This window comes from Streptomyces pilosus (assembly GCF_014649835.1).
Lineage (GTDB): Bacteria > Actinomycetota > Actinomycetes > Streptomycetales > Streptomycetaceae > Streptomyces > Streptomyces pilosus.
This window is the reverse complement of record NZ_BMTU01000005.1, coordinates 245,199-268,343: the sequence shown is the minus strand read 5'-3', so window position 1 is coordinate 268,343 and position 23,145 is coordinate 245,199. Positions and strand designations below refer to the sequence as shown.

The following is a 23,145-nucleotide window of genomic DNA, read 5'->3' as shown; positions in this document are numbered from 1 at the left end:
CAAGGACCGGGCGCCCGGGGCGCAGTGATTTCACCCAGAATTCCGAGAGGGCTCCCGCTGCCATGGCGAAGATCCTGAAGTTCGACGAGGACGCCCGTCGCGCCCTCGAGCGCGGCGTCAACAAGCTTGCCGACACGGTGAAGGTGACGATCGGTCCGAAGGGCCGCAACGTCGTCATCGACAAGAAGTTCGGCGCCCCCACCATCACCAACGACGGTGTCACGATCGCCCGCGAGGTGGAGATCGAGGACCCGTACGAGAACCTCGGCGCGCAGCTGGTGAAGGAGGTGGCGACCAAGACCAACGACATCGCGGGTGACGGCACCACCACCGCCACCGTGCTGGCCCAGGCGCTGGTCCGCGAGGGCCTGAAGAACGTCGCCGCCGGTGCTTCCCCGGCCGCCCTGAAGAAGGGCATCGACGCCGCCGTCGCCGCGGTCTCCGAGGACCTGCTCGCCTCGGCCCGCCCGATCGACGAGAAGTCCGACATCGCCGCCGTCGCCGCGCTGTCCGCCCAGGACCAGCAGGTCGGCGAGCTCATCGCCGAGGCGATGGACAAGGTCGGCAAGGACGGTGTCATCACCGTCGAGGAGTCCAACACCTTCGGCCTGGAGCTGGACTTCACCGAGGGCATGGCCTTCGACAAGGGCTACCTGTCGCCGTACTTCGTGACGGACCAGGAGCGCATGGAGGCCGTCCTCGACGACCCGTACATCCTGATCACCCAGGGCAAGATCGCCTCCATCGCGGAGCTGCTGCCGCTGCTGGAGAAGGTCATCCAGGCCAACGCCTCCAAGCCGCTGCTGATCATCGCCGAGGACGTCGAGGGCGAGGCCCTGTCGACCCTCGTCGTCAACAAGATCCGCGGCACCTTCAACGCGGTCGCCGTGAAGGCCCCCGGCTTCGGTGACCGCCGCAAGGCGATGCTCCAGGACATGGCCGTCCTCACCGGCGCCACGGTCGTCTCGGAAGAGGTCGGCCTCAAGCTCGACCAGGTCGGCCTGGACGTGCTCGGCTCCGCCCGCCGCGTCACCGTCACCAAGGACGACACCACGATCGTCGACGGTGGCGGCAACAAGGAGGACGTGACCGGTCGCGTCGGCCAGATCAAGGCCGAGATCGAGACCACCGACTCCGACTGGGACCGCGAGAAGCTCCAGGAGCGCCTCGCGAAGCTCGCCGGCGGCGTGTGCGTCATCAAGGTCGGCGCCGCCACCGAGGTGGAGCTGAAGGAGAAGAAGCACCGTCTGGAGGACGCCATCTCCGCGACCCGCGCCGCGGTCGAGGAGGGCATCGTCTCCGGTGGTGGCTCCGCGCTGGTCCACGCCGTCAAGGTCCTCGAGGGCAACCTCGACAAGACCGGCGACGAGGCCACCGGTGTCTCCGTGGTCCGCAAGGCCGCCGTCGAGCCGCTGCGCTGGATCGCCGAGAACGCCGGCCTCGAGGGCTACGTCATCGTCTCCAAGGTCGCCGAGCTCGAGAAGGGCAGCGGCTACAACGCCGCCACCGGCGAGTACGGCGACCTGGTCAAGGCCGGCGTCATCGACCCGGTCAAGGTGACCCGCTCCGCCCTGGAGAACGCCGCCTCCATCGCCTCCCTGCTCCTCACGACCGAGACCCTGGTCGTCGAGAAGAAGGAAGAGGAGGAGCCGGCCGCCGGTGGCCACGGCCACGGCCACGCCCACTGACGACACGAGGTCGCCAGAGCCTGAGCGAGGGCCCGGTGCACCGTCCGCCCGGACGGTGCACCGGGCCCTCGCCCGTGCTCGCGGCCGAACGGCGGAACCGCGCCCCGGCCGGCGCGGTCTCAGCACACGACAGCACGAGCCGGACGGGGGACGGGGATGCATCAGGTGCTCTACGGGGAAAGGTCCCGGAACCCGCTCGCGCGGACCGTGGAACTCACCGAGGGCGCGCTGCGCCGAGGCGGCAGGACGACCCCGCTGGACGAGCTGCACCTCGCCGCCATGGCGGAAGCGTTCCTGCGCGGGTGCTGGCTCGGCGGCGGAGGCAGCGAACGCCCCCTGGCCTCGTTGCCCCCCGGCCGCGGCGTCGTGCCGGTCACCCGGGCGACCGGCACCACCAGGCCCCTGAAGACACGTCAGGCCGCCGAGTTCGCCCGTGCGCTGGGCGAGCTCGCGGTACGCCGGTGCGGCGGACCCGACCAGGTGGCCGCGCTCGCCGCGCGGGCGCACGCGGAGGGTGTCCCCCTCTGGATCGCGCGCCGGTACGCGCCGGCCCCCGCCGGGACGGTGACCGTCGCCGTGGACCGCCGCTCGGTCCGCGCGGACGTCTGGGGCCCGCACGCCCCCGCCGTCCGGCTCAGGGCACCGCACGGCTACCTCCCCGACAGCTCCGACCGGGCCAGTGGCCTGATCCTGACCGTCGGCGCCACCACGGCGCGGCTGGAGCTGCGGAGGAAGCTCCGCAAGTCCAGGAGCAAGGTCGAGATCCGCCTGCCCGACCGGCAGTGGACCCTGCGCCGGGAGAACGCGGTGAGCTCGTCGCTGCTGCGCGACGGCACCCGGGTCGCCGTCCTCACCCGCCCGCCCCGCGGCACGACCCCCGCCCCCGGCACCCTCCTGCTGCCGCTGGCCGACGTCCACCACGAGAGCCCCGACCCCCTGGACGCCGTCATGGCCCACGCGGTCGCGGTCTCCTTCGGCCTCGGCGACACCACGGGCACCGCCAGGTTCCGCCCCACCCGTCCGCACCGCGACACGGACGACGACATCTGGGACCGCCCCTGGTTCAGCAACCTCGGCCGGGACCGCGACGACAACGAACCCGGCGGCGGCGACGGCTGGGGCAGCGACGGCGGCGACGGCGGAGACGGAGGCGGAAGCAGCGGCGGCGACGGTGGCGGCGGAGACGGGGGCGGGGGCGGGGGCGGGGACTAGCCGACGGGGCCTCGGCGCCCTCACGGCCCGGTACCACCAGTGACGGCCGGCGCGGTGGGCACCACGGCCCACACCGTCTTGCCGGGGGCGCCGGGGCGCGGGGCGGTCCCCCACTCCTTGGCCAGGGCGGCGACGAGGAGGAGCCCCCGCCCGCCGTCCTCCTCGCTCCCGGCGTCCCGTGCCTCGGGCAGCCGCTCGCCCCGCGCGTCGCTCACCTCGACGCGGACACACCCGCCGTCCTCCCTGCTCAGCCGCAGCTCGGCGTCCCTGCCGGGGACCCGGCCGTGGGTCACGGCGTTGGCGGTCAGCTCGGCCGTGATCAGCTCGACGGAGTCGTGCGCCTGTGTGCCGTAGCGCCAGCCCCAGGCGTCCATCTGGCAGGACGCGAGCCGACGGGCGAGCCGGGCACCGCGCGGGGACGCGGTGAAGCGGAACGAGAACACCGACTGATGGGCGAGCGGGAGCGGCAGCGCGGACCGCCGCTCCTGGCGGGGGGAAGTGGTCATGCCCCGAAGATCCCGCGCTCACCCCGCCCCCTACCAGGAGCGACGGCCCCACGGCGGTGCTCTGTCGGGGCGGTGGGTGATGGTGTCGGGCCTGTCGGGGCGACCCCGGGCATGCGGTGGCGTGGACTCGATCGGGATCAGCAGCGGTGCGTGGGCGGGAGCGGAGCGCCTCCGTTCCCGCCGCGGTACTGCTCCCTCACGCACCGGCGGGCCAGAACCGGATGAGGTAACGCTCCACCCCGTGACCGGTGCCCTCGCCCTCCGACAGTGCGGCGGCCTCGGCCCGCTCGTCCCAGCCCGCCGGGTCCTCCTGTGGCGGCGGCCCGTCCCACACCTCGACGGTGATCGTGGCGGTGTGCGTGTGACCGCCGCTGGTGATGTCCAGACGGCCGGGGTGCGTACTGAGGAAGGAGCTGTTGTCGAAGTCGTCGGGGAACGGGACCGGCAGGCCCGCGTCGTGAGGGGGTTCACTCGTAAGCCCTAACTTGCCCCGTGCCGAGCATGGTTGTTTCGCGGCTGTCCTACGGTGCGAGCACCGGTGACCGGTGGACGGATGTGCTGAGGGGGCGGGTGCGATGGAGCCGGGAGAGGACTCGGGCGCGGGCGTGGAGGGCGGCGCGGGCGCCGATTCCAACGGGGAGTTCCTGCGCTGCTTCGGCCGCCAGATGAAGCTGCTGCGGGAGGCCGCGGGGCTGACGCAGGCGCAGTTGGGGGAGCGGGTCGGGTACGGCGAGGCCCTGATCGCGGCGGTGGAGCAGGGACGGCGGATTCCCCGTCCGGAGCTGGTGGACGCGGTGGACCGGGAGGTGGGCGGGCGAGGGCTGCTGGTGGCGATGAAGGGTGAGGTGGCGAAGGCTCGGTATCCGAGTTTTTTCCGCGAGTTCGCGGCCTTGGAAGCCGATGCCGCCGAACTGCACGCCTATGACGCCCATGTAGTGAATGGCTTGCTGCAATGCGAGGAGTACGCACGCGCGGTCTTCAGTATGTGGCGGCCATTGCTTGATGCGGAGACCATCGAGCAACGGGTGTCGGCGCGTTTGGACCGGCACAAGTTGCTGGTGCGGCGGCCCAAGCCGCTGCTGAGCTTCGTGATCGAGGAGACCGTCCTGCGTAGACCCCTTGGGGGCGCGGAAGCCATGCGAGCCCAGTTGGAGCACCTGTTGCTCGTCGGACATGAACGCAACGTAGAGCTACAGGTGATGCCGACCGGACGCGATGAACATGCCGGAGTCGCTGGGCCCTTCACGTTGATCCTCACGCGGCAACAACGGAGGATGGCGTATACGGAGGTGCAGAGCAACAGCGCCCTGCATACGGCGCCAGCGAAGGTCCAGGGGTTCGAGTCAACGTACGGAGTTCTGCGGGCGCAAGCGATGACCCCTAGGGAGTCGCTGGCCTGGATCGAGAAGCTCTTGGGAGAGTTGTGAACGCCAACGACGATCAGGCAGCACAGTTGACCTGGGTGAAGAGCAGCTACAGCGCTGGCGATGGTGGCCAGTGTGTCGAGGTCGCGGACGCTGGTTCGGTAGTCCTGATCCGTGACTCCAAGCGCCCGGACGTGGCGATCCTCAACGTGCCGTCCGCTCAGTGGACGGCGTTCGTGCGGATGGCCGCAGACGCCTGAGACGAGAACGAGGGGCGGTGGGGAGCCGTTGATGCTCCCCACCGCCCCTCACTCCCGCCCCAAGGGCGCGCCACTCGCCGCGCTGGTGCGCTGTGACCGCAGGGACAGTCCGTCGTGGCGCTCGTAGGATGCCTGGATGTCCAAGCCGACACGGCACCGGACCCGCAGCCCGAGAGACCGTCAGTCCCGAATACGGGCCGGCACCGGGGACGACTGCGGCGACGAGCTCCGCGACCACCTCCGGGGCGATCGGTGAGCCGCGGTTACCCTGACGCCGTGACGACGCGGATGATCATTCTCAATGGCGGGTCCAGCTCCGGGAAGACCGGGATCGTGCGGTGTCTGCAAGACGTCCTGCCGGAGCCGTGGCTGGCGTTCGGGGTGGACTCGTTCGTCGACGCGCTGCCCGCGAAGCTTCAGGCCTCCGACGCGGGGCTCGACATCGCGGCGGACGGCACGGTGAACGTCGGAGCGGAGTTCCGGGCGCTGGAGGCGGCCTGGACCGAGGGCATCGTGGCGATGGCCCGCGCGGGCGCCCGGATCGTCGTCGACGACGTGTTCCTCGGCGGGGCCGCGTCCCAGCGGCGGTGGCAGGAGGCTCTCGGCCAGGTGGGCGAGGTGGGCGTGCTGTGGGTCGGTGTCCGGTGCGACAGTGCCGTCGCCGCGGGGCGGGAGACCGCGCGGGGCGACCGGATCCGGGGGATGGCCGCCCAGCAGGCGGACGCCGTGCACGAGGGCGTCGTCTACGACCTGGAGGTGGACACCACGAACACCGAGTCCCTGGTGTGCGCGCACACCATCGCCGCCAAGGTGCGCTGACCGCCCCGGCGGCTCAGAGTTCCGTCGGCTCCAGTGCCCCCAGCTGCGCCATCAGCCCCAGCCGGTCGTACTGCCACCAGCCCTCGACGATCTTCCCGGTGTCACCGAAGCGGAAGATGGTCGTGCCGGTCATGGCGACCTTCTTCCCGGTGGCCGGGATGCCCAGGAAGTCGCCCTTGTGGGTGCCCTCCCAGCTCCACCGGGTGCACACCCGGTCGTCCTGGGCGAACTGGTCCTCGATACGGAACGAGAAGTCGAAGCCGCCGCGCCACACGTCCATCTCGCGCCGGAGGTGGTCGAGGCCGATGACGTCCTGCTCGTTCGCCGGGTCGTGGTCGTGGTAGTGCTCCTCGACCAGACCCGCCATCGGAGACAGGTCCTCCGCGGTGGTCAGCACGTCGAAGAAGCGACGCACGGAGTCCGTGTTCAGCCGGGCGTCGCGCACCACGTCCAGGTCCGTGAACGTGGGCATCTCGTCACAGAGCGCCACCATCTCCCGGAAGATCCGATCGGTCTCCGGGAGCTGTGAGTTCCGCATCGCGTCCTCGTACGACGGGAACTCCACGATCTCGACGACGTGCGAGGTGTTCGAGCGGTCCTTGCCGACCACCGCGTGCGTCGCCGTCCGCTTCCCCTTGGTCTGCTCGACCCACTGGTCCATGAGCCGGTCCATCTCCTCGAACCGGTCCGTTTGGCAGTCGATGAGCTGTATGAAGGTCATGACGTCGCCACCTCCGGCACCCCGGGGGGCCGGGTGTCTCGGGTCCGGGTGTCCTGTCCCCTCCATTTTCCTCCGGGGAGCGGTCCGCGTCCCGCCGTGGCCGCACGGCAGAAAGGAGCGGTGGCGCCGGGGGCCTACCGGGGACCGTACTTCCGTCCCGTCCGCGAGGAGAGCCCGCCCAGCAGCCCGCGCGGGACCAGCTTCGCCGCCCCCATCAGCGCCTTGTACCGGGGGTCCGGGATCGACAGCGTCTTGCCCCGGGCCAGGTCCGCGAGCGCCGCCGAGGCGACCTTGTCCGCGTCCAGCCACATCCAGCCGGGGATGTTGTCCGTACCCATCCCGGCCCGCTCGTGGAACTCGGTGCGCACGAAGCCGGGGCACAGCGCCATCAGACGCACGCCGTGGCCCGCGAGATCCACGGCCGCGCCCTGCGTGAACTGCACGACCCACGCCTTGGACGCCCCGTACGTCCCGCGCGGCACGAACGCGGCGGTCGAGGCGACGTTCACAACACCTCCGCGCCCCCGCTCCCGCATCGTCTCCACCGCCGCCGACGTCAGCCGGAGCACCGCCTCGCAGTGCACCTTGAGCATCCGCAGCTCGTCACTCATGGGGACCTCGAGGTAGCGGCCCTTGTTGCCGAAACCGGCGTTGTTGATCAGCAGGTCGACGGGGTTCTTGCGGCTGCCGAGCCGGTCGGCCACCGCCTCGATGCCCTTGTCCCGCGCCAGGTCGGCGGTCAGCACCTCCGCCTCGATGCCGTGGCGGTCGTGCAACTCGGTGGCCTGTTCCCGCAGCCGGCCCGTGTCGCGGGCCACCAGCACCAGGTCATGTCCGTCGGCCGCCAGCCGCCGCGCGAACGCGGCACCGATCCCAGCCGTCGATCCCGTAATCAGAGCCGTTGTCATGGCGCAAGAGTAGTTACCCGGAGGGGAGGCGTCCGCTCAGTGTCCGCCTCCCGGGCCGAGCGCCCGTCGGGCGGAGCCGTAATCCGTCCCCCGCGCGTGGTGCCCGTGGTCCGGCGGGGTGCCTGCCGACCGGCCCTTCTCCACGACCACGAACTGCCCCATCATCCCTTGGTCCTCGTGGTACAGCAGGTGGCAGTGGTACATGTACGGCACCTCCGGGTCGGGCGGTCCCGTGAACCGCAGGGCCAGCTTCACCGTGGTGCCCGCGGGGACGAACACCGTGTCCTTGGGGCCGCGCAGTGCCGGCGGCGGGGGCGACCCGTCGACCTCCAGGACGCGGAACTGCACGTCGTGCACATGAAAGTTGTGGGGCATGCCGTTCGCGTTGCGTACCGTCCAGACCTCCGTCGTGCCCCGCGTGACGGTCTCGTCGATCCGTCCCATGTCCATCTTCCGGCCGTTCACCCCGGACAGCTTCAGGTCGAAGTGCCGTCCGCGTGCGGCCTCCTCTCCGTCGGGCAGCTCCGAGGCGACGAGCCGGTCCGGTATCGCGGGGGACGGACGCAGCCGGTCGTCCGCCCGCAGCTCCAGCACGTCGAACGAGTCGTCACCACCACCGAACCGCCGCTGCCAGGCGTCCCCGTAGCCGTCCTGGGGGAAGCTGCGGAGCATCAGCCGTTCACCCGGCCGGACCCGGACGACGATCTCGGCCCGCTCACCCGGCGACAGCTGCACCCGCTTCATCACCGCCGGCCGTTCCAGCAGGCCGCCGTCCGTGCCGATCAGTGAGAAGCCACGGCCGTCCGGAAACCCGAAGTCGTAGGTGCGCGCGGTGGAGGCGTTGAGCAGCCGCAGCCGTATCAGCTCGTCCCCCACCCGCCGGTACGGCCGCAGGGTGCCGTTGACCATGGTCCGGTCGCCCAGGAAGCCCACGTTCTGCATCAGTCCCCGGTCGCCGGACAGCCGCGCGCCGTCGAAGCGCACGTCCTGGACGACGACCGGCAGATCGTCGACGCCGTACCGGTCGGGCAGGGGCAGCGCCCTCGACTCCTCGTCGTCGAGGAGGAACAGACCTGCCAGGCCCCGGCGCACATGTTCCTCGGTCCTGCCGTGCGGATGGGGGTGGTACCAGAGCGTCGCCGCCGGCTGGTCCACCGTCCAGTGCGGTGTCCAGGTGTCCCCGGGTTCGATCATCTGGTGGGGGCCGCCGTCCATGCGGGCCGGCAGGTGCATCCCGTGCCAGTGCACGGTGGACGCGTCGTCCAGGCCGTTGCTGACGCGCACGCGGACCTTCTCGCCGCGCTCCGCCCGCAGGGTCGGCCCCAGATAGGAGCCGTTGAAGCCCCACGTCGGCGTGTGCACGCCGTCACGGAATTCGGTCCGGCCCGCCCGCATGCGCAGGTCGAAGACCCGCGTCCCGTCCTTGTCCACGGTCGACCCGGCCACCGGCGGTATCGCCAGGACGTTGTCGAACGCCTCCTGGCCCACCGTGCTGACCTTCGCGTCGGTCCACAGCCAGGTGAACAGGGCGCCGATCGCCACCACGAGCGTGGTGACCACCGATCCCAGGAGGACGAGAAGGCGCTTCCAGCGGACGGGACGACGGGGCGCACCGGACGGGTCCTCCCCGGCCGGCGCCGTGCTGTGGGAGACGGGAGTGGGCATGACCCGAGCGTCGTCGGGCGCGGACCGCGACACCTCAGGGAACTGCCCCCACCCGCCCCTGAGCGAACCCCCGCCCGGACTCCGGGGTTCACCCCTAGGAGCCGTACGGCGCCCGGCCCGTCACGCCCTCCGTCCGGGGGGGCGTGCCCGGACCGCCGATGACGGCAGCGGGCATGACGAGCCGTCAGCCCGGCTGCTCCGCGCCGTACTTCTCCAGGTACGTCCGTGCCGTCGCGAGCGCCTCCGGGTGCAGCGCCGGGCCTGCGGCGAGGAGGCGGGGCAGCAGCGTCCGTTCCGTGGTCACCGCGCGGAACTGCAGGGCGACCGTCACCTCGTGGTCCGGGCGGTGGACGATCCGCACGGCGTCGCCCGCCCGTATCTCCCCGGGCCGGATCACCCTCAGGTACGCGCCCGGCGCGCCCCGCCGCGTGAACCGTTTCACCCAGCCCTTCTCACCCAGATGGCCCTGGAAGGTGCGGCAGGGAATGCGCCCGCTGGTGACCTCCAGCACCACGTCGCCACCGACGGCCCAGCGCTCGCCGATCAGGGCGCCGGACACGTCGATCCCCTCCGTGGTGAGGTTCTCGCCGAAGGAGCCGTGCGGCAGCGGGCGTCCCAGCGTGCGCTCCCACTCGTCGAGGTCCTCCCGGGCCACGGCGTAGACGGCCTGGTCGTCACCGCCGTGGTGCCTGGTCTCGCACACCGCGTCCCCGGCCAGCCCGCTGCCCCCGACCCCCTTGGCGCCGGGGGCCTCCACCCGTACCGGCCCGGTCACCGGCCGCTTGTCGATGCCCGTCACACCGTCGGGCTGATCCGTGTAGGGCACGGCCCGGGGGCGGCCCAGATTCACAGAGAGAAGCTTCATGGGCGCACGGTAGGCGATCCGTACCAAAGCGTCGACGCATTATCGACCGCGGCATCAAAGGGTCGCTTATCCTTGGAGTGTGATCGAAGCCCGTCATCTCCGCGTGCTGCGCGCCGTGGCCGCCACCGGTTCCTTCTCCGCGGCGGCCCGCGACCTGGGCTGCACCCAGCCGGCCGTGAGTCAGCAGATGAAGGCCCTGGAGGCCTCGGTCGGCACGCCCCTGCTGGTCCGCACCGGCCGCGAGATGCGGCTGACCCAGGCCGGCGAGGCGCTGGTGCGGCACGCCGCCGGGATCATCGCCGGGCTCACCGCGGCCGAGGAGGAGGTCGCCGCGATCGCCGGCCTGCGCGCGGGCCGGGTCCGGCTCGTCTCCTTCCCCAGCGGCAGCTCCACCCTCGTCCCCACGGCCCTCGCCGCCCTGCGCGACGCCCATCCGGGCACACGGGTCTCCCTGGAGGAGGCCGAACCGCCCCGCTCGGTGCGGATGCTGCGCGAGGGGGACTGCGACGTGGCCCTCGCCTTCCGGTACGAGGGCGCGGCGGGCGTCGAGGAGTGGGACGACCTGGTCGTACGGCCGCTGTTGTCGGACCGGCTCGTGGGGCTCCTGCCGGAACGGCACCGGCTCGCCCGCGCCGAGTCCCTCGCCATCGGCGAACTGGCCGGTGAACCCTGGATCGCCGGCTGCCCGCGCTGCCGGGGCCAGCTGGTGGAGGTGTGCGAGGCGGCCGGTTTCACCCCGCGCATCGATTTCGCGACCGACGACTACCCGGCGGTCGCCGGACTGGTCGGCGCCGGCCTCGGTGTCGCGGTCCTGCCCCAGCTCGCCGTCGAGTCCGTCCGCCCCCGGGGTGTGCGCACCGTGGCGCTGGAACCCGCCGTGCGGCGGGAGATCGTCGCGCTCACCCTCCCGGATCTCGCCCAGGTGCCCGCGGTCGCCGCGACGCTGGAGAAACTGGCGGCGGCCGCGGCCCGCTGAGGGGTGCGACGGCACGCGCAGAAGCACAAGGGCACGCGTGCGTGCCCCAGTTGTTGAAGAAACGTTCCTTCAGTTGTTCGAGGCGGTGCTGTGTCCGCCGCCGGCCGACGCCGACACCAGCCGGTTGCGCGCCCGCCCCATCAGCTCTTCGCGCTCGTCCTCGGTCAGGCCGCCCCACACGCCGTACGGTTCGCGAACCGCCAGCGCGTGCGCGGCGCACTCGGCGCGCACCGGGCACCTCATGCAGACCTCTTTGGCCGAGTTCTCGCGAGCGCTCCGAGCCGCGCCACGTTCGCCCTCGGGGTGGAAGAACAACGAGCTGTCCACCCCTCGGCAGGCGGCCAGGAGCTGCCAGTCCCACAGGTCCGCGTTCGGTCCGGGAAGGCGGGAGAAATCTGCCATTGCGTGACCCCTTGTAGCCGTTCTGGGCGGATCCGGTGTCCACGACCGTACAACTACGATCCAAGGAGATGAAAATATGACTCATTGCGAATCTAGCCCCGGACACCATCAAAGGGGAAGAAAAGGGTCTGAATGGGGCATGGGTTGTGGTGAAAGTACGGGGGTCCGTCGCGCATGTCTGCACCGTGAGCAACTCCTCACGTAGAGTGCCGAAGATGGCAGACGGCCCCGTAACTCTTTCGAGTGACCGTCGTTGAGAGTGCGAGGCGGTTGAAGGAACAAGCGCTCGGGCAGGCGTCCGAGACGGTCGACCGCACAGGTGACGATTTCGTACCAGCCTGGAGGCTCAAGGTGACGCGCATCAGCTGCGGAGGGCGGCCATGACTTCCGTCCTCGTCTGCGACGACTCCCCGCTTGCCCGAGAGGCGCTCCGCCGCGCGGTCGCGACCGTGCCCGGTGTCGAGCGCGTGACGACGGCTGCCAACGGCGAGGAAGTCCTCCGCCGCTGGGGAGCCGACCGCTCGGATCTGATTCTGATGGACGTACGCATGCCCGGCCTGGGCGGCGTCGAGACGGTCCGACGGCTCCTCTCGGCCGACCCGGGAGCGCGCATCATCATGCTCACCGTCGCCGAGGACCTCGACGGCGTGGCGCTAGCGGTGGCCGCCGGAGCGCGCGGCTACCTGCACAAGGACGCCTCCCGCGCGGAGCTGCGCGCCACGGTCACGCAGGCGCTCGCCGACCCGACCTGGCGGCTCGCCCCGCGGCGGCTGCGCTCCGCCGAGATGGGCGCCGCGCCGACGCTCACCGCGCGTGAGATCCAGGTCCTGGAAGGCATGAGTCACGGCCGCTCCAACGCGGAGATCGGCCGCGAGCTGTTCCTCTCCGAGGACACCGTCAAGACCCACGCGCGACGGCTCTTCAAGAAGCTCGGCGCCTCGGACCGGGCCCACGCGGTGGCGCTTGGGTTCCGATGGGGCCTGGTGCGCTAGGGCCCGTCCTTCGGGCCGGGCCGGACGCGCCGTACGGGATCGCCCGCGAACCGGTGGGCGGGTGCCCTCGGAGGCCCCCGACCGGAGCGGGTGCGACACCGGTAACACCCGGGTGCCGCGGGCCCGCGGTGGGTCGGGCGCGCGCCGCCGTCCGGTGTGCGGCGGCGCGGGTCGGTCCGCCGGCGGGCACGGTCGCGGCGGCGAGCGCCTGGGCGCCCTCGCCCGGACCCCCGGCGCGCTGCCGCCGCCGGCCCCGGACGCGTGCCGTGTGGCACGCGCGGCGCGGTGACGCGGCGCGGGCCGGGACGACGGGGCGCGGCACCGGCCGCGCGCCTGCCGCGAACCGCCTCGAAAACCCGCCTCACCAGGGCGTTCGCGGTGGCCGGAAGGTGCCCGCTGCTCGTTTCGTCGCGGATGGCGCATCCTTGAGGTGTGGAGTTCCTCGGGGACGAGTCGGTCGAGCGGAAGGGGAGGGCGCAGGGTATGAGTTCCGGCGCACCTGCTCATAACGCTTCGGTGCACAACCAGGGACACGGTGCCGCGGACCAGACGTCCGCAAGGCACCATGGACCGATGCGCGACGACGAGGCGGGCACGGCCCAAGGGGCGATCGGTGCGCTCGTCCACCGCGCTGTCGACGGAGACGAGCAGGCCACACACGACCTGCTCGCCCACGTCCACCCCCTGGCCCTGCGCTACTGCCGCACCCGTCTGTCCCGGCTGCCCGGCGACGCCCGGCACTTCGTCGAGGACCTCGCCCAGGAGGTCTGCGTCGCGGTGCTGCTCGCGCTGCCCCGCTACAAGGACACCGGCCGGCCCTTCGAGGCGTTCATCTTCGCCATCGCCTCCCACAAGGTCGCCGACCTCCAGCGCGCGGCGATGCGGCACCCCGGCTCCACCGCCGTGCCGTCCGACGAGATGCCCGAGCGCCCCGACGACTCCCTCGGCCCCGAGGAGCGCGCCCTGCTCAGCAGCGACGCCGAATGGGCCAAGAAACTGCTGGCCAGCCTCCCCGAGAACCAGCGGGAGCTGATCCTGCTGCGCATCGCCGTCGGGCTCACCGCGGAGGAGACCGGCCAGATGTTGGGAATGTCACCCGGCGCCGTCCGGGTGGCGCAGCACCGCGCGCTGAGCCGGCTGCGCGCCCTGGCGGAGCAGTAACCGCCGCCGTCGCGCAGCCCCTTCGGCACATGAACGGACGAGCATCCGTTCCCGTACGAACATACGAAGCCGGGAGCCGTGCGAAACCGTGGAATGAGACACCTCCGCTTCCCGTTAGCATGGACATCCGCACCGATCAAGGCCATTTGGGGAAGGTGTCATGACTGCCAACGTCGACGGAGTGCCCGGAAAATTCGCGACACTCGGGCTGACCTACGACGACGTGCTGCTGCTGCCGGGCGCGTCGGACATGGCGCCCGACCAGATCGACACCGCCTCGTACGTCTCCCGCAACGTGCGGGTCAACATCCCGCTGCTGTCCGCCGCCATGGACAAGGTGACCGAGTCCCGCATGGCGATCGCGATGGCCCGCCAGGGCGGCGTCGGTGTCCTGCACCGCAACCTGTCCATCGAGGACCAGGCCAACCAGGTCGACCTGGTGAAGCGCTCCGAGTCCGGCATGGTCACCGACCCCATCACCATCCACCCGGACGCCACGCTCGCCGAGGCCGACGCGCTCTGCGCCAAGTTCCGCATCAGCGGCGTCCCGGTCACCGACGGCAACAAGAAGCTGCTCGGCATCGTCACCAACCGTGACATGGCCTTCGAGACCGACCGCTCCCGCCAGGTGCGCGAGGTCATGACGCCGATGCCGCTGGTCACCGGCAAGGTCGGCATCTCCGGTCCGGAGGCCATGCAGCTGCTGCGCCGCCACAAGATCGAGAAGCTTCCGCTGGTCGACGACCACGGCGTCCTCAAGGGCCTCATCACGGTCAAGGACTTCGTGAAGGCCGAGAAGTACCCCAACGCGGCCAAGGACGCCGAGGGCCGTCTCCTGGTCGGCGCCGCGGTCGGTGTCGCGGGTGACGCCTTCGAGCGCGCCCAGGCCCTCATCGAGGCGGGCGCCGACTTCATCGTCGTCGACACCGCGCACGGGCACTCCCGGCTCGTCGGCGACATGGTCGCCAAGATCAAGTCGAACTCCTCCGGCGTCGACGTCATCGGCGGCAACATCGCCACCCGCGACGGAGCCAAGGCCCTCGTCGACGCGGGCTGCGACGGCATCAAGGTCGGCGTCGGCCCCGGCTCCATCTGCACCACGCGCGTCGTCGCCGGCGTCGGCGTCCCGCAGGTCACCGCGATCTACGAGGCCGCGCTGGCCGCCAAGGAGGCCGGTGTCCCGGTCATCGGCGACGGCGGTCTGCAGTACTCCGGCGACATCGCCAAGGCCCTCGTCGCGGGCGCCGACACCGTGATGCTCGGCTCGCTCCTCGCGGGCTGCGAGGAGTCCCCGGGCGAGCTGATGTTCATCAACGGCAAGCAGTTCAAGTCGTACCGCGGCATGGGATCGCTCGGCGCCATGCAGACGCGCGGCGACCGCCGGTCGTTCTCCAAGGACCGCTACTTCCAGGAGGGCGTCGCCTCCGACGAGCAGCTCGTGCCCGAGGGCATCGAGGGCCAGGTGCCCTACCGCGGCCCGCTCTCCTCGGTCGTCCACCAGCTCGTCGGCGGCCTGCGCCAGTCGATGTTCTACGTCGGCGGACGCACCGTGCCGGAGCTCCAGGACAACGGCCGCTTCGTGCGGATCACCTCCGCGGGCCTCAAGGAGAGCCACCCGCACGACATCCAGATGACGGTCGAGGCACCGAACTACAGCCGCAAGTAGTCAGAGCGCCTTCCTGGGCGGTCCCGGACACCTCCGGGGCCGCCCTCGGCGTGTCCGTCGGGGATACTGGAAGGCGCTGCAACGCATCAGGGAAAGGCCACAGACGTGACTGAGATCGAGATCGGGCGCGGCAAGCGCGGCCGCCGGGCGTACGCCTTCGACGACATCGCCGTCGTCCCCAGCCGCCGTACGCGGGACCCGAAGGAGGTCTCGATCGCCTGGCAGATCGACGCCTACCGCTTCGAGCTGCCGTTCCTGGCCGCTCCCATGGACTCGGTCGTCTCGCCGGCCACGGCGATCCGCATCGGTGAGCTCGGCGGCCTCGGCGTGCTGAACCTCGAGGGCCTGTGGACGCGCTACGAGGACCCGCAGCCGCTGCTGGACGAGATCGTCGGCCTGCCCGCCGAGGCCGCCACCCGCCGCCTCCAGGAGATCTACGCCGCTCCCATCAAGGAGGAGCTGATCGGGCAGCGCATCAAGGAGGTGCGCGACTCGGGCGTGGTCACCGCCGCCGCGCTCTCCCCGCAGCGCACCGCCCAGTTCTCCAAGGCCGTGGTCGACGCCGGCGTGGACATCTTCGTCATCCGCGGTACGACCGTGTCCGCCGAGCACGTCTCCGGCTCGCACGAGCCGCTGAACCTGAAGCAGTTCATCTACGAACTCGACGTGCCGGTGATCGTCGGCGGCTGCGCCACCTACACGGCCGCCCTGCACCTCATGCGCACCGGAGCGGCGGGCGTCCTCGTCGGCTTCGGCGGCGGCGCCGCGCACACCACGCGCAACGTGCTGGGCATCCAGGTGCCGATGGCCACCGCGGTCGCCGACGTGGCCGCCGCCCGCCGCGACTACATGGACGAGTCCGGCGGCCGGTACGTGCACGTCATCGCGGACGGCGGGGTCGGCTGGTCCGGCGACCTGCCCAAGGCGATCGCCTGCGGCGCGGACTCCGTGATGATGGGCTCCCCGCTGGCCCGCGCCACGGACGCGCCGGGCCGGGGCAACCACTGGGGCATGGAGGCCGTCAACGAGGAGCTGCCGCGCGGCAAGAAGGTCGACCTCGGCACGGTCGGCACGCTGGAGGAGATCCTCACCGGTCCGTCCCACAACCCCGACGGCTCGATGAACCTCTTCGGCGCCCTGCGCCGCGCGATGTCCACGACCGGCTACAGCGAGCTGAAGGAGTTCCAGCGCGTCGAGGTGACGGTGGGGGACTCGCAGCACCGGCGGTAGAGGTCCGCACGGACTTCGGTACGGCACGGAAGGGGCCGGTCACCTGGTGGGTGACCGGCCCCTTCCGCGTGTCGGGTGGGGCGTGCGTGCCCCGCTGCGCGCCCTCCTACAACCGGTGCGCCGCCCCCGTGGGTGTCGCCCCCCGTGTGTCCAGCAGCAGCTGGGCCTTCACCGACAGGCCCTGGAGGTCGTACGTGCGGTGCTGCTGGAGGAGGATCGTCAGGTCGGCGTCGGCGGCGGCCTCGTAGAGGGAGTCCGCGCGGGGGACGGGCCGGTCGAGGACGTTCCAGGAGGGGACGTGCGGGTCGTGGTAGCTGACCGAGGCGCCGAGCTCCATCAGCCGGACCGCGATCTCGTGCGCGGGACTGCCCTGCTGATCGGCGAGGTCCGCCTTGTAGGTGACGCCGAGGAGCAGCACGCGGGCGCCCCGCGCCGACTTGCCGTGCTCGTTGAGGAGGGCGGCGGCGCGCTGGACGACGTAGCGCGGCATGCGGCCGTTGACCTCCTGGGCCAGTTCCGCCATGCGCAGGGTGCGGCCCGCGTGGGCGGTGAGGTCCTGCGGGACGGCGTGGCCGCCGACGCCGGGACCGGGGCGGAAGGCGTGGAAACCGAAGGGTTTGGTCTCCGCGCAGCGCAGCACGTCCCACAGGTCGATGCCCAGGTCGTGGCAGAGGGCGGCCATCTCGTTGACGAGGGCGATGTTGACGTGCCGGAAGTTGGTCTCCAGGAGCTGCACCGTCTCCGCCTCACGGGTGCCCCGGGCGCGCACCACCTTGTCGGTGAGCCGGCCGTAGAAGGCGGCGGCCGACTCGGTGCAGGCCGGGGTGAGGCCCCCGATGACCTTCGGGGTGTTGGCGGGGGAGAAGTCGCGGTTGCCGGGGTCGACGCGGCTGGGGGAGTGCGCGAGGTGGAAGTCGCGCCCCGCGCGCAGCCCCGAACCCGACTCGAGCAGGCGCAGCAGCGGCCCCTCCGTCGTCCCCGGGGGCACGGGGGACTCCAGGATCACCGTGGTGTGCGGGCGCAGCCGCGCGGCCAGCGTCCGGGCCGCCGTCTCCACCTGGCTCAGGTCCAGCCCGCCGTCCGCGCCCGGCGGGGTCGGCGCGCAGATGACGGCGGTGCGCACGCGGCCCAGCTCGGCCGGGTTGGCGGTGGTGCGGAAGCCCTGCGCGAGCATGCGGCGCTGCTCGGCCGCGCTGAGGGAGCCGGGCTCGGGACCGGTCCGGTAACCGATGGTGGGGATGCCGGCGGCGACGGCGGCCTGGGCCAGGGGCAGGCCGTACGGGCCGAGTCCGATGACGGCGAGATCTGCGGGCATGGCGTGGGCCGTCCTTCCCAATATCCGGAGTGCGACAGGTGCGCAATCGCTGTGGACCGGAGAGGCGAGCGCAATGTCAGACTAGGAGTAAATATGACCGATATGTGGGATTGATCGGTTGGTTTTCGGTGAGTCGTTCCGCAGGTGTTGTCCACAGGCGGAGCGCGTGGTGGCTGAAGTCGGGCAAGCCGGTCAGAATTTGGGCATGAGGGTGGGGGGCCGGGCTTCGCCCCGTGGGTGAGGCCGATGCGACCGACAGCGGGAGGCAGCGTGAGGACAGCCACACTGGGGCCGGCGCAGCGCGCCGAATCACTCGCGTCCATGGCGGAGCACGAGCTGGACGTGCTGGTGGTGGGCGGCGGAGTGGTCGGCGCGGGCACGGCCCTCGACGCCGCGACACGCGGCCTGACCACGGGCCTGGTCGAGGCGCGTGACTGGGCCTCGGGCACCTCCAGCCGGTCCAGCAAGCTGATCCACGGTGGCCTGCGCTACCTGGAGATGCTCGACTTCGCGCTCGTCCGGGAGGCGCTGAAGGAGCGCGGCCTGCTCCTGGAGCGGCTGGCTCCGCACCTCGTGCGGCCGGTGCCCTTCCTGTACCCGTTGCAGCACAAGGGGTGGGAGCGGCTGTACGCCGGAGCGGGCGTCGCGCTCTACGACACCATGGCGACGGCCCGCGGACACGGCCGGGGACTGCCCGTGCACCGGCACCTGAGCCGCCGTCACGCCCTGCGCGTCGCCCCCTGCCTGAAGAAGGACGCCCTGGTCGGCGCCCTGCAGTACTACGACGCCCAGATGGACGACGCCCGTTTCGTGACGAACCTCGTCCGCACGGCAGCGGCGTACGGCGCGAGGACCGCCAACGGCGCCCGGGTGACCGGCTTCCTGCGCGAGGGCGAACGGGTCGTCGGGGCCCGGGTGCGGGACGTCGAGGGCGGCGGCGAGTACGAGGTCCGCGCCAAACAGGTCGTCAACGCCACCGGCGTGTGGACCGACGACACCCAGGCGATGGTCGGCGAGCGGGGACAGTTCCACGTACGGGCCTCCAAGGGCATCCACCTGGTCGTCCCCAAGGACCGCATCCACTCCACGACCGGGCTCATCCTGCGCACCGAGAAGTCCGTCCTGTTCGTCATCCCCTGGGGCCGGCACTGGATAGTCGGCACGACGGACACCGACTGGGACCTCGACAAGGCGCACCCGGCCGCGTCCAGCGCGGACATCGACTACCTGCTCGAACACGTGAACTCGGTACTCGCGGTGCCGCTGACCCGGGACGACGTCGAGGGCGTGTACGCGGGCCTGCGGCCGCTCCTCTCCGGCGAGTCGGACGCCACGAGCAAGCTGTCCCGCGAGCACACCGTGGCCCACCCGGTGCCCGGCCTGGTCGTGGTGGCGGGCGGCAAGTACACGACGTACCGGGTGATGGCCAAGGACGCGGTGGACGCGGCGGTGCACGGACTCGACGTGCGGGTCGCCGGCTGCGTCACCGAGGAGACGCCGCTGGTCGGCGCGGACGGATTCCACGCGCTGTGGAACGCGCGGGCACGGACGGCCGCGCGCACCGGACTGCACCAGGTACGGGTGGAACACCTGCTGCAGCGGTACGGCACGATGGCGGAGGAGGTCCTGGACCTCATAGCCGCCGACCCCTCGCTCGGCGAGCCCCTGAAGTCGGCCGACGACTACCTGCGCGCCGAGATCACCTACGCCGCCTCGCACGAGGGCGCACGTCACCTGGACGACGCGCTGACCCGGCGCACCCGCATCTCGATCGAGACGTTCGACCGGGGCACGCGCTGCGCCCGTGAGGCCGCCGAGCTGATGGCGCCGGTCCTCGGCTGGGACGAGGGTCAGATCGCGCGCGAGGTGGAGCACTACGAGAAGCGGGTGGAGGCCGAACGCGAGTCCCAGCGGCAGCCCGACGACCTGACGGCGGACGCGGCGCGGCTGGGCGCACCGGACGTCGTACCCCGGTGACCGGCCCCCCGCCGGCGCCGTGCCGTCCGTGGTGGCCGTGACCTCCGTGCCCGCTGCTGTCCGTGGGCATGCCGTCGGTGGTCCTGGCGGCCGCACCCGTGTCCCTCGGGGTGGCGGCCGCCTCGCATCACTCGAACGGGTGGCGGAAACCGGGATCTTCGTTCGGAACCCGGTCGTTCCAGAAGGTGCGAGGGCAGAACTCGGCCGCGAGTACCGCGGACTCGAGACCGGGGTCCGCGATCGCGTCCGTGTTCACCCGGAAGGTGACGACGTGCCGGCCGTCGGCCGTGGCCGCGGTGCGCACGTAGCTGCCGGAGATGCGGCCGTTGTGTCCCCACACCGTGGTGCCGCACGGAAGCGTCACAGGGAACAGCCCCATGCCGTACGAGCCGTGTGCGGTGCGGGTGCCGAGCATCTCGCGCATCCGGCGCGGGGGCAGCAGTTCACCGCCGAGCAGGGCCGCGTAGAAGCGGTCCAGATCGGCGAGCGTGGTCACCAACTCGCCCGCGGCGCCGGCCACCCGCGGGTCGAGGCGGGTGACGTCGGTTCCGTCGGCGGCGTAGGAGCGGCCGTGCGGACGCGGCAGTGAGGTGAGGGAGCCCGGGAAGGAGGTACCCGTCAGACCCAGGGGAGTGAGGACACGGCGCTCGGTCTCGTCGGCGTACGAGCGGCCGGTGACCTGTTCGACGACCAGGCCGAGCAGGACGTAGTTGGTGTTCGAGTAGGCGAAGCGGCCGGATGCGGCCGGAGGGTGGGTGAGCGCGATGCGTACGGCCTGAAGGGGCGTCACCGCGACGGTGCCCCGGGTGTCCGTGGCGAAGTCGTGCAGACCGCTCGTGTGGGTGAGCAGGGAGCGCAGGGTCAGCGCGCGGCCGTCGTTGCCGGCTCCCCGCACCAGACCGGGCAGATGCCGCTCCACGGAGTCGGACAGCGACAGGCGCCCTTCCTCGGCCAGTTGCAGCACCACCGTGGCGAGGAACGTCTTGGTGATGCTCCCGGCACGGAAGTGGTCCGCGCGGCCGATTCCGGAACCCGATCGGGCATGGCGCCGGCCCGTCACGTCCGAGGCCAGCAGGGCCGCGGCAGGGGCACCACCCCGCGTGACCAGCACCGGAAGGAGAGCAGCGGCGGACGGGACGGCGGGAGCCGGGGAAGCGGCAGGGGCCAGGGCGAGCAGGGCCAGGGCCACAGGAAGGGCCAGTAGGGTCCGAAGCGGCGGCATCCCGGGTCCTTCCTGTCGGGGAGGCCATCATGCAGGGCCGGGGCACGCGCCCCCCGGCCGGGTTCCGTACGCGAGGCGTCCGGCGCGCGGACAGGGGCACCCTGGGCGTCGGGCACTTGTCGGGTGAGGGACAATGAAGGCTCTGTCAGGGCGGGTTGCATGAGGGGACGCATGTCGGAGGCGGAGCGGGCGGGGACATCCCGTCAGGACAAGAGCGCACGTCTCCTCGCCGGGCGGTACCGGCTGGGAGACGTGCTCGGCCGCGGCGGCATGGGGACGGTGTGGCGTGCCCAGGACGAAACCCTGGGGAGGACCGTCGCCGTCAAGGAGCTCCGCTTCCCGTCGAGCATCGACGAGGAGGAGAAGCGGCGGCTGATCACGCGGACACTGCGCGAGGCCAAGGCGATCGCGCGGATCCGCAACACCAGCGCCGTGACCGTCTACGACGTGGTGCAGGAGGACGACCGGCCCTGGATCGTCATGGAGCTCGTCGAGGGCAAGTCCCTCGCCGAGGTCATCCGGGAGGACGGCCTGCTGGAGCCGCGGCGCGCCGCCGAGGTCGGCCTCGCCGTGCTCGACGTGCTGCGTTCCGCGCACCGCGAGGGCATCCTGCACCGTGACGTGAAGCCGTCCAACGTGCTGATCGCCGAGGACGGCCGCGTCGTCCTCACCGACTTCGGCATCGCCCAGGTCGAGGGCGACCCCTCCATCACCTCCACCGGCATGCTGGTCGGCGCGCCCTCCTACATCTCCCCGGAGCGGGCGCGCGGACACAAGCCCGGGCCGGCCGCCGACCTCTGGTCGCTCGGCGGGCTGCTCTACGCCTCGGTGGAGGGCACACCGCCGTACGACAAGGGCTCCGCCATCGCGACGCTCACGGCGGTGATGACCGAACCGCTGGAGGAGCCGAAGAACGCGGGACCGCTCCGGGACGTCATCCACGGACTGCTCACCAAGGACCCCGCCCAGCGGCTCGACGACCGCGGCGCCCGCGTCCTGCTGAGCGCCATCGTCAACGCGCCCGACCACCAGGAGACCGAGCAGGAACCGGCGGACGCCACCAAGGTCGTACCGCTGCCCGAGCAGCCCGGCGAACGCGACACCGGGGGCAAGCGGGGCGAGGAGGCGGGGGAGAAGCTGCGGGGCGCGCTGCGTTCCGTGCGCAAGGCCGCGGTGGCGGCGGGCTCGGCGGGCGCCGCCGCGGCGGCCCGCGCCAAGTCCGGCAACGGCACCGGCGCTGCGGAGTCCGGGCCGGCCACCGGCAGCCCCGCGTCCGCGGCGGACCCGGCGGACTCCTCCGCCGCGCCCGCCACCGGCGCTGCGGCAGCGGCGGCCGCGCCGGGCGCGCAGGGTGCCGCGCGGCAGCAGCCGGGCACCGGCGGGCGCAGCTCCGGCTGGCCCGTGATGACGCCGCCGGACCTGCCGGCCCGGCCCGCGCCGAGGGCGTCGCTCACCGACGTGGTGCCGCGGCGGACCCTGGTCGCCATCGCGGTGGTCGCGGTCCTCGTCGTCCTCGGCGTCGTCCTGGCCGTCGTGCTCAGCGGCGGTGACGACGAGGGCGGCCAGGGCGCGAAGGGCGGTGCCGACCGGACCGCCGCCTCCCGGGAACCGGGCGCCGACACCAAGAACGACGAAAGCGGCGGCACCCGCACCGACGGGCAGGGCAGCGGGCCGTCGGCCACGGAGACGGGGTCGGGCACGGGCACGCCGGCCCCGGGCGCCGGTGAGACCGGCGGCTCCGCCGGGGACGGCGGCGCCACGACGGAGAAGCAGACGCACAAGGGGAGCCAGGGGTATTCCATCGGACTGCCCGAGGGCTGGAAGTTCCAGTCCTCCGGAGCGGCCGGGGACCGGTTCACCGGGCCCGACGGGCAGAAGCTGCTCATCGGCTGGACGACCACCCCCAAGGACGACCCGGTCGCGGACTGGAAGAACCAGGAGCGCAGCATGGTGCGCTCCCAGTACCGGCGGATCGGCATCGAGGCCGTGGAGTACCGGGGCTGGAAGACGGCCGACTGGGAGTTCACCTACGTGGCGGACGGGACCACGTTCCGGTCCATCGACCGCGGGACCGTGGTCAACGACCGGCTCGGGTACGGGCTGATGTACACGGCCAAGGCCGGCCAGTGGGACAGCGACCTGCGCAAGAACACCTGGCGGACGCTGACCGAGACCTTCCGGCCGAAGTCCTGACCG

General features: G+C 72.0%; 21 protein-coding genes. 12 read left to right on the top strand and 9 right to left on the bottom strand.

The window, feature by feature from the left end; genetic code table 11:
* The first annotated feature begins 62 nt into the window (after window positions 1-62).
* A complete protein-coding gene (groL, locus tag IE118_RS14965) occupies window positions 63-1,688 on the top strand; it encodes a chaperonin GroEL (protein WP_189558386.1) in 1,626 nt (541 codons plus the stop codon).
* 156 nt (window positions 1,689-1,844) lie between these two features.
* Window positions 1,845-2,900 (top strand): hypothetical protein, encoded by a 1,056-nt coding sequence (locus IE118_RS14960; protein ID WP_189558385.1) that lies wholly within the window; start codon window positions 1,845-1,847, stop codon window positions 2,898-2,900.
* Window positions 2,901-2,920: 20 nt separating this feature from the next.
* On the opposite strand, the gene IE118_RS14955 is transcribed toward IE118_RS14960, so the two are convergent.
* Together IE118_RS14955 and IE118_RS14950 are read right to left on the bottom strand one after the other, a co-directional pair.
* Complete coding sequence (locus tag IE118_RS14955) at window positions 2,921-3,406, bottom strand: ATP-binding protein (RefSeq protein ID WP_189558384.1); 486 nt, start codon at window positions 3,404-3,406, stop codon at window positions 2,921-2,923.
* Window positions 3,407-3,602: 196 nt separating this feature from the next.
* Window positions 3,603-3,740 carry a hypothetical protein gene (locus IE118_RS14950; RefSeq protein WP_189558383.1) on the bottom strand — a complete coding sequence of 46 codons (138 nt, stop codon included), beginning with the start codon at window positions 3,738-3,740 and terminating at the stop codon, window positions 3,603-3,605.
* Window positions 3,741-3,981: 241 nt separating this feature from the next.
* On the opposite strand from IE118_RS14950, the gene IE118_RS14945 reads away from it, so the two are divergent.
* The 3 genes from IE118_RS14945 (at window position 3,982) to cpt (ending at window position 5,849) form a co-directional block, all read left to right on the top strand.
* Window positions 3,982-4,833, top strand: a complete 852-nt coding sequence (locus IE118_RS14945) for a helix-turn-helix domain-containing protein (protein WP_189558382.1) — start codon at window positions 3,982-3,984, stop codon at window positions 4,831-4,833.
* Window positions 4,830-5,030, top strand: coding sequence for a DUF397 domain-containing protein (locus IE118_RS14940; protein ID WP_189558381.1), 201 nt, complete (start codon window positions 4,830-4,832; stop codon window positions 5,028-5,030). The genes IE118_RS14945 and IE118_RS14940 overlap by 4 nt, the downstream gene beginning before the upstream one ends.
* Before the next feature lie 276 nt (window positions 5,031-5,306).
* A complete protein-coding gene (gene cpt / locus IE118_RS14935) occupies window positions 5,307-5,849 on the top strand; it encodes a chloramphenicol phosphotransferase CPT (RefSeq protein ID WP_229846817.1) in 543 nt (180 codons plus the stop codon).
* A gap of 13 nt (window positions 5,850-5,862) precedes the next feature.
* Here the strand turns inward: cpt and IE118_RS14930 are convergent, their stop codons facing one another.
* The 4 genes from IE118_RS14930 to IE118_RS14915 all read right to left on the bottom strand — a co-directional run bounded on the left by IE118_RS14930 (window position 5,863) and on the right by IE118_RS14915 (window position 10,008).
* Window positions 5,863-6,570, bottom strand: a complete 708-nt coding sequence (locus IE118_RS14930; RefSeq protein WP_189558380.1) for an ester cyclase — start codon at window positions 6,568-6,570, stop codon at window positions 5,863-5,865.
* Between the two features lie 134 nt (window positions 6,571-6,704).
* Window positions 6,705-7,478, bottom strand: coding sequence for an SDR family NAD(P)-dependent oxidoreductase (locus tag IE118_RS14925; protein ID WP_189558379.1), 774 nt, complete (start codon window positions 7,476-7,478; stop codon window positions 6,705-6,707).
* Window positions 7,479-7,514: 36 nt separating this feature from the next.
* Complete coding sequence (locus IE118_RS14920) at window positions 7,515-9,143, bottom strand: multicopper oxidase family protein (protein WP_189558378.1); 1,629 nt, start codon at window positions 9,141-9,143, stop codon at window positions 7,515-7,517.
* Window positions 9,144-9,327: 184 nt separating this feature from the next.
* Window positions 9,328-10,008: an MOSC domain-containing protein gene (locus tag IE118_RS14915; RefSeq protein ID WP_189558377.1), complete on the bottom strand. Its 681-nt coding sequence runs from the start codon at window positions 10,006-10,008 to the stop codon at window positions 9,328-9,330.
* Window positions 10,009-10,087: 79 nt separating this feature from the next.
* Between IE118_RS14915 and IE118_RS14910 the strand changes: the two genes are divergently transcribed.
* Window positions 10,088-10,984, top strand: coding sequence for a LysR family transcriptional regulator (locus IE118_RS14910; protein ID WP_189558376.1), 897 nt, complete (start codon window positions 10,088-10,090; stop codon window positions 10,982-10,984).
* A gap of 69 nt (window positions 10,985-11,053) precedes the next feature.
* Here IE118_RS14910 and IE118_RS14905 read toward each other — a convergent pair whose 3' ends face one another.
* Entirely contained in the window at window positions 11,054-11,386 is a 333-nt protein-coding gene (locus IE118_RS14905) for a WhiB family transcriptional regulator (RefSeq protein WP_189558375.1), read from the bottom strand.
* A gap of 380 nt (window positions 11,387-11,766) precedes the next feature.
* Here IE118_RS14905 and IE118_RS14900 point away from each other — a divergent pair, with 380 nt between their 5' ends.
* The 4 genes from IE118_RS14900 (at window position 11,767) to IE118_RS14885 (ending at window position 16,435) form a co-directional block, all read left to right on the top strand.
* Window positions 11,767-12,378 carry a response regulator transcription factor gene (locus IE118_RS14900; protein ID WP_003948568.1) on the top strand — a complete coding sequence of 204 codons (612 nt, stop codon included), beginning with the start codon at window positions 11,767-11,769 and terminating at the stop codon, window positions 12,376-12,378.
* 573 nt (window positions 12,379-12,951) lie between these two features.
* Window positions 12,952-13,539, top strand: a complete 588-nt coding sequence (locus tag IE118_RS14895) for a sigma-70 family RNA polymerase sigma factor (RefSeq protein ID WP_006130726.1) — start codon at window positions 12,952-12,954, stop codon at window positions 13,537-13,539.
* A gap of 160 nt (window positions 13,540-13,699) precedes the next feature.
* Entirely contained in the window at window positions 13,700-15,205 is a 1,506-nt protein-coding gene (guaB, locus tag IE118_RS14890; RefSeq protein ID WP_189558374.1) for an IMP dehydrogenase, read from the top strand.
* A gap of 105 nt (window positions 15,206-15,310) precedes the next feature.
* A complete protein-coding gene (locus IE118_RS14885; protein WP_189558373.1) occupies window positions 15,311-16,435 on the top strand; it encodes a GuaB3 family IMP dehydrogenase-related protein in 1,125 nt (374 codons plus the stop codon).
* A 106-nt stretch (window positions 16,436-16,541) separates the two neighbouring features.
* On the opposite strand, the gene IE118_RS14880 is transcribed toward IE118_RS14885, so the two are convergent.
* Window positions 16,542-17,750 carry a nucleotide sugar dehydrogenase gene (locus tag IE118_RS14880; RefSeq protein WP_189558372.1) on the bottom strand — a complete coding sequence of 403 codons (1,209 nt, stop codon included), beginning with the start codon at window positions 17,748-17,750 and terminating at the stop codon, window positions 16,542-16,544.
* A gap of 270 nt (window positions 17,751-18,020) precedes the next feature.
* Between IE118_RS14880 and IE118_RS14875 the strand changes: the two genes are divergently transcribed.
* Complete coding sequence (locus IE118_RS14875; protein ID WP_189558371.1) at window positions 18,021-19,727, top strand: glycerol-3-phosphate dehydrogenase/oxidase; 1,707 nt, start codon at window positions 18,021-18,023, stop codon at window positions 19,725-19,727.
* A gap of 127 nt (window positions 19,728-19,854) precedes the next feature.
* Here IE118_RS14875 and IE118_RS14870 read toward each other — a convergent pair whose 3' ends face one another.
* Entirely contained in the window at window positions 19,855-20,949 is a 1,095-nt protein-coding gene (locus tag IE118_RS14870; protein WP_189558370.1) for a serine hydrolase domain-containing protein, read from the bottom strand.
* 171 nt (window positions 20,950-21,120) lie between these two features.
* Here IE118_RS14870 and IE118_RS14865 point away from each other — a divergent pair, with 171 nt between their 5' ends.
* Window positions 21,121-23,142, top strand: coding sequence for a serine/threonine-protein kinase (locus tag IE118_RS14865; RefSeq protein ID WP_189558647.1), 2,022 nt, complete (start codon window positions 21,121-21,123; stop codon window positions 23,140-23,142).
* Window positions 23,143-23,145: the final 3 nt, after the last annotated feature.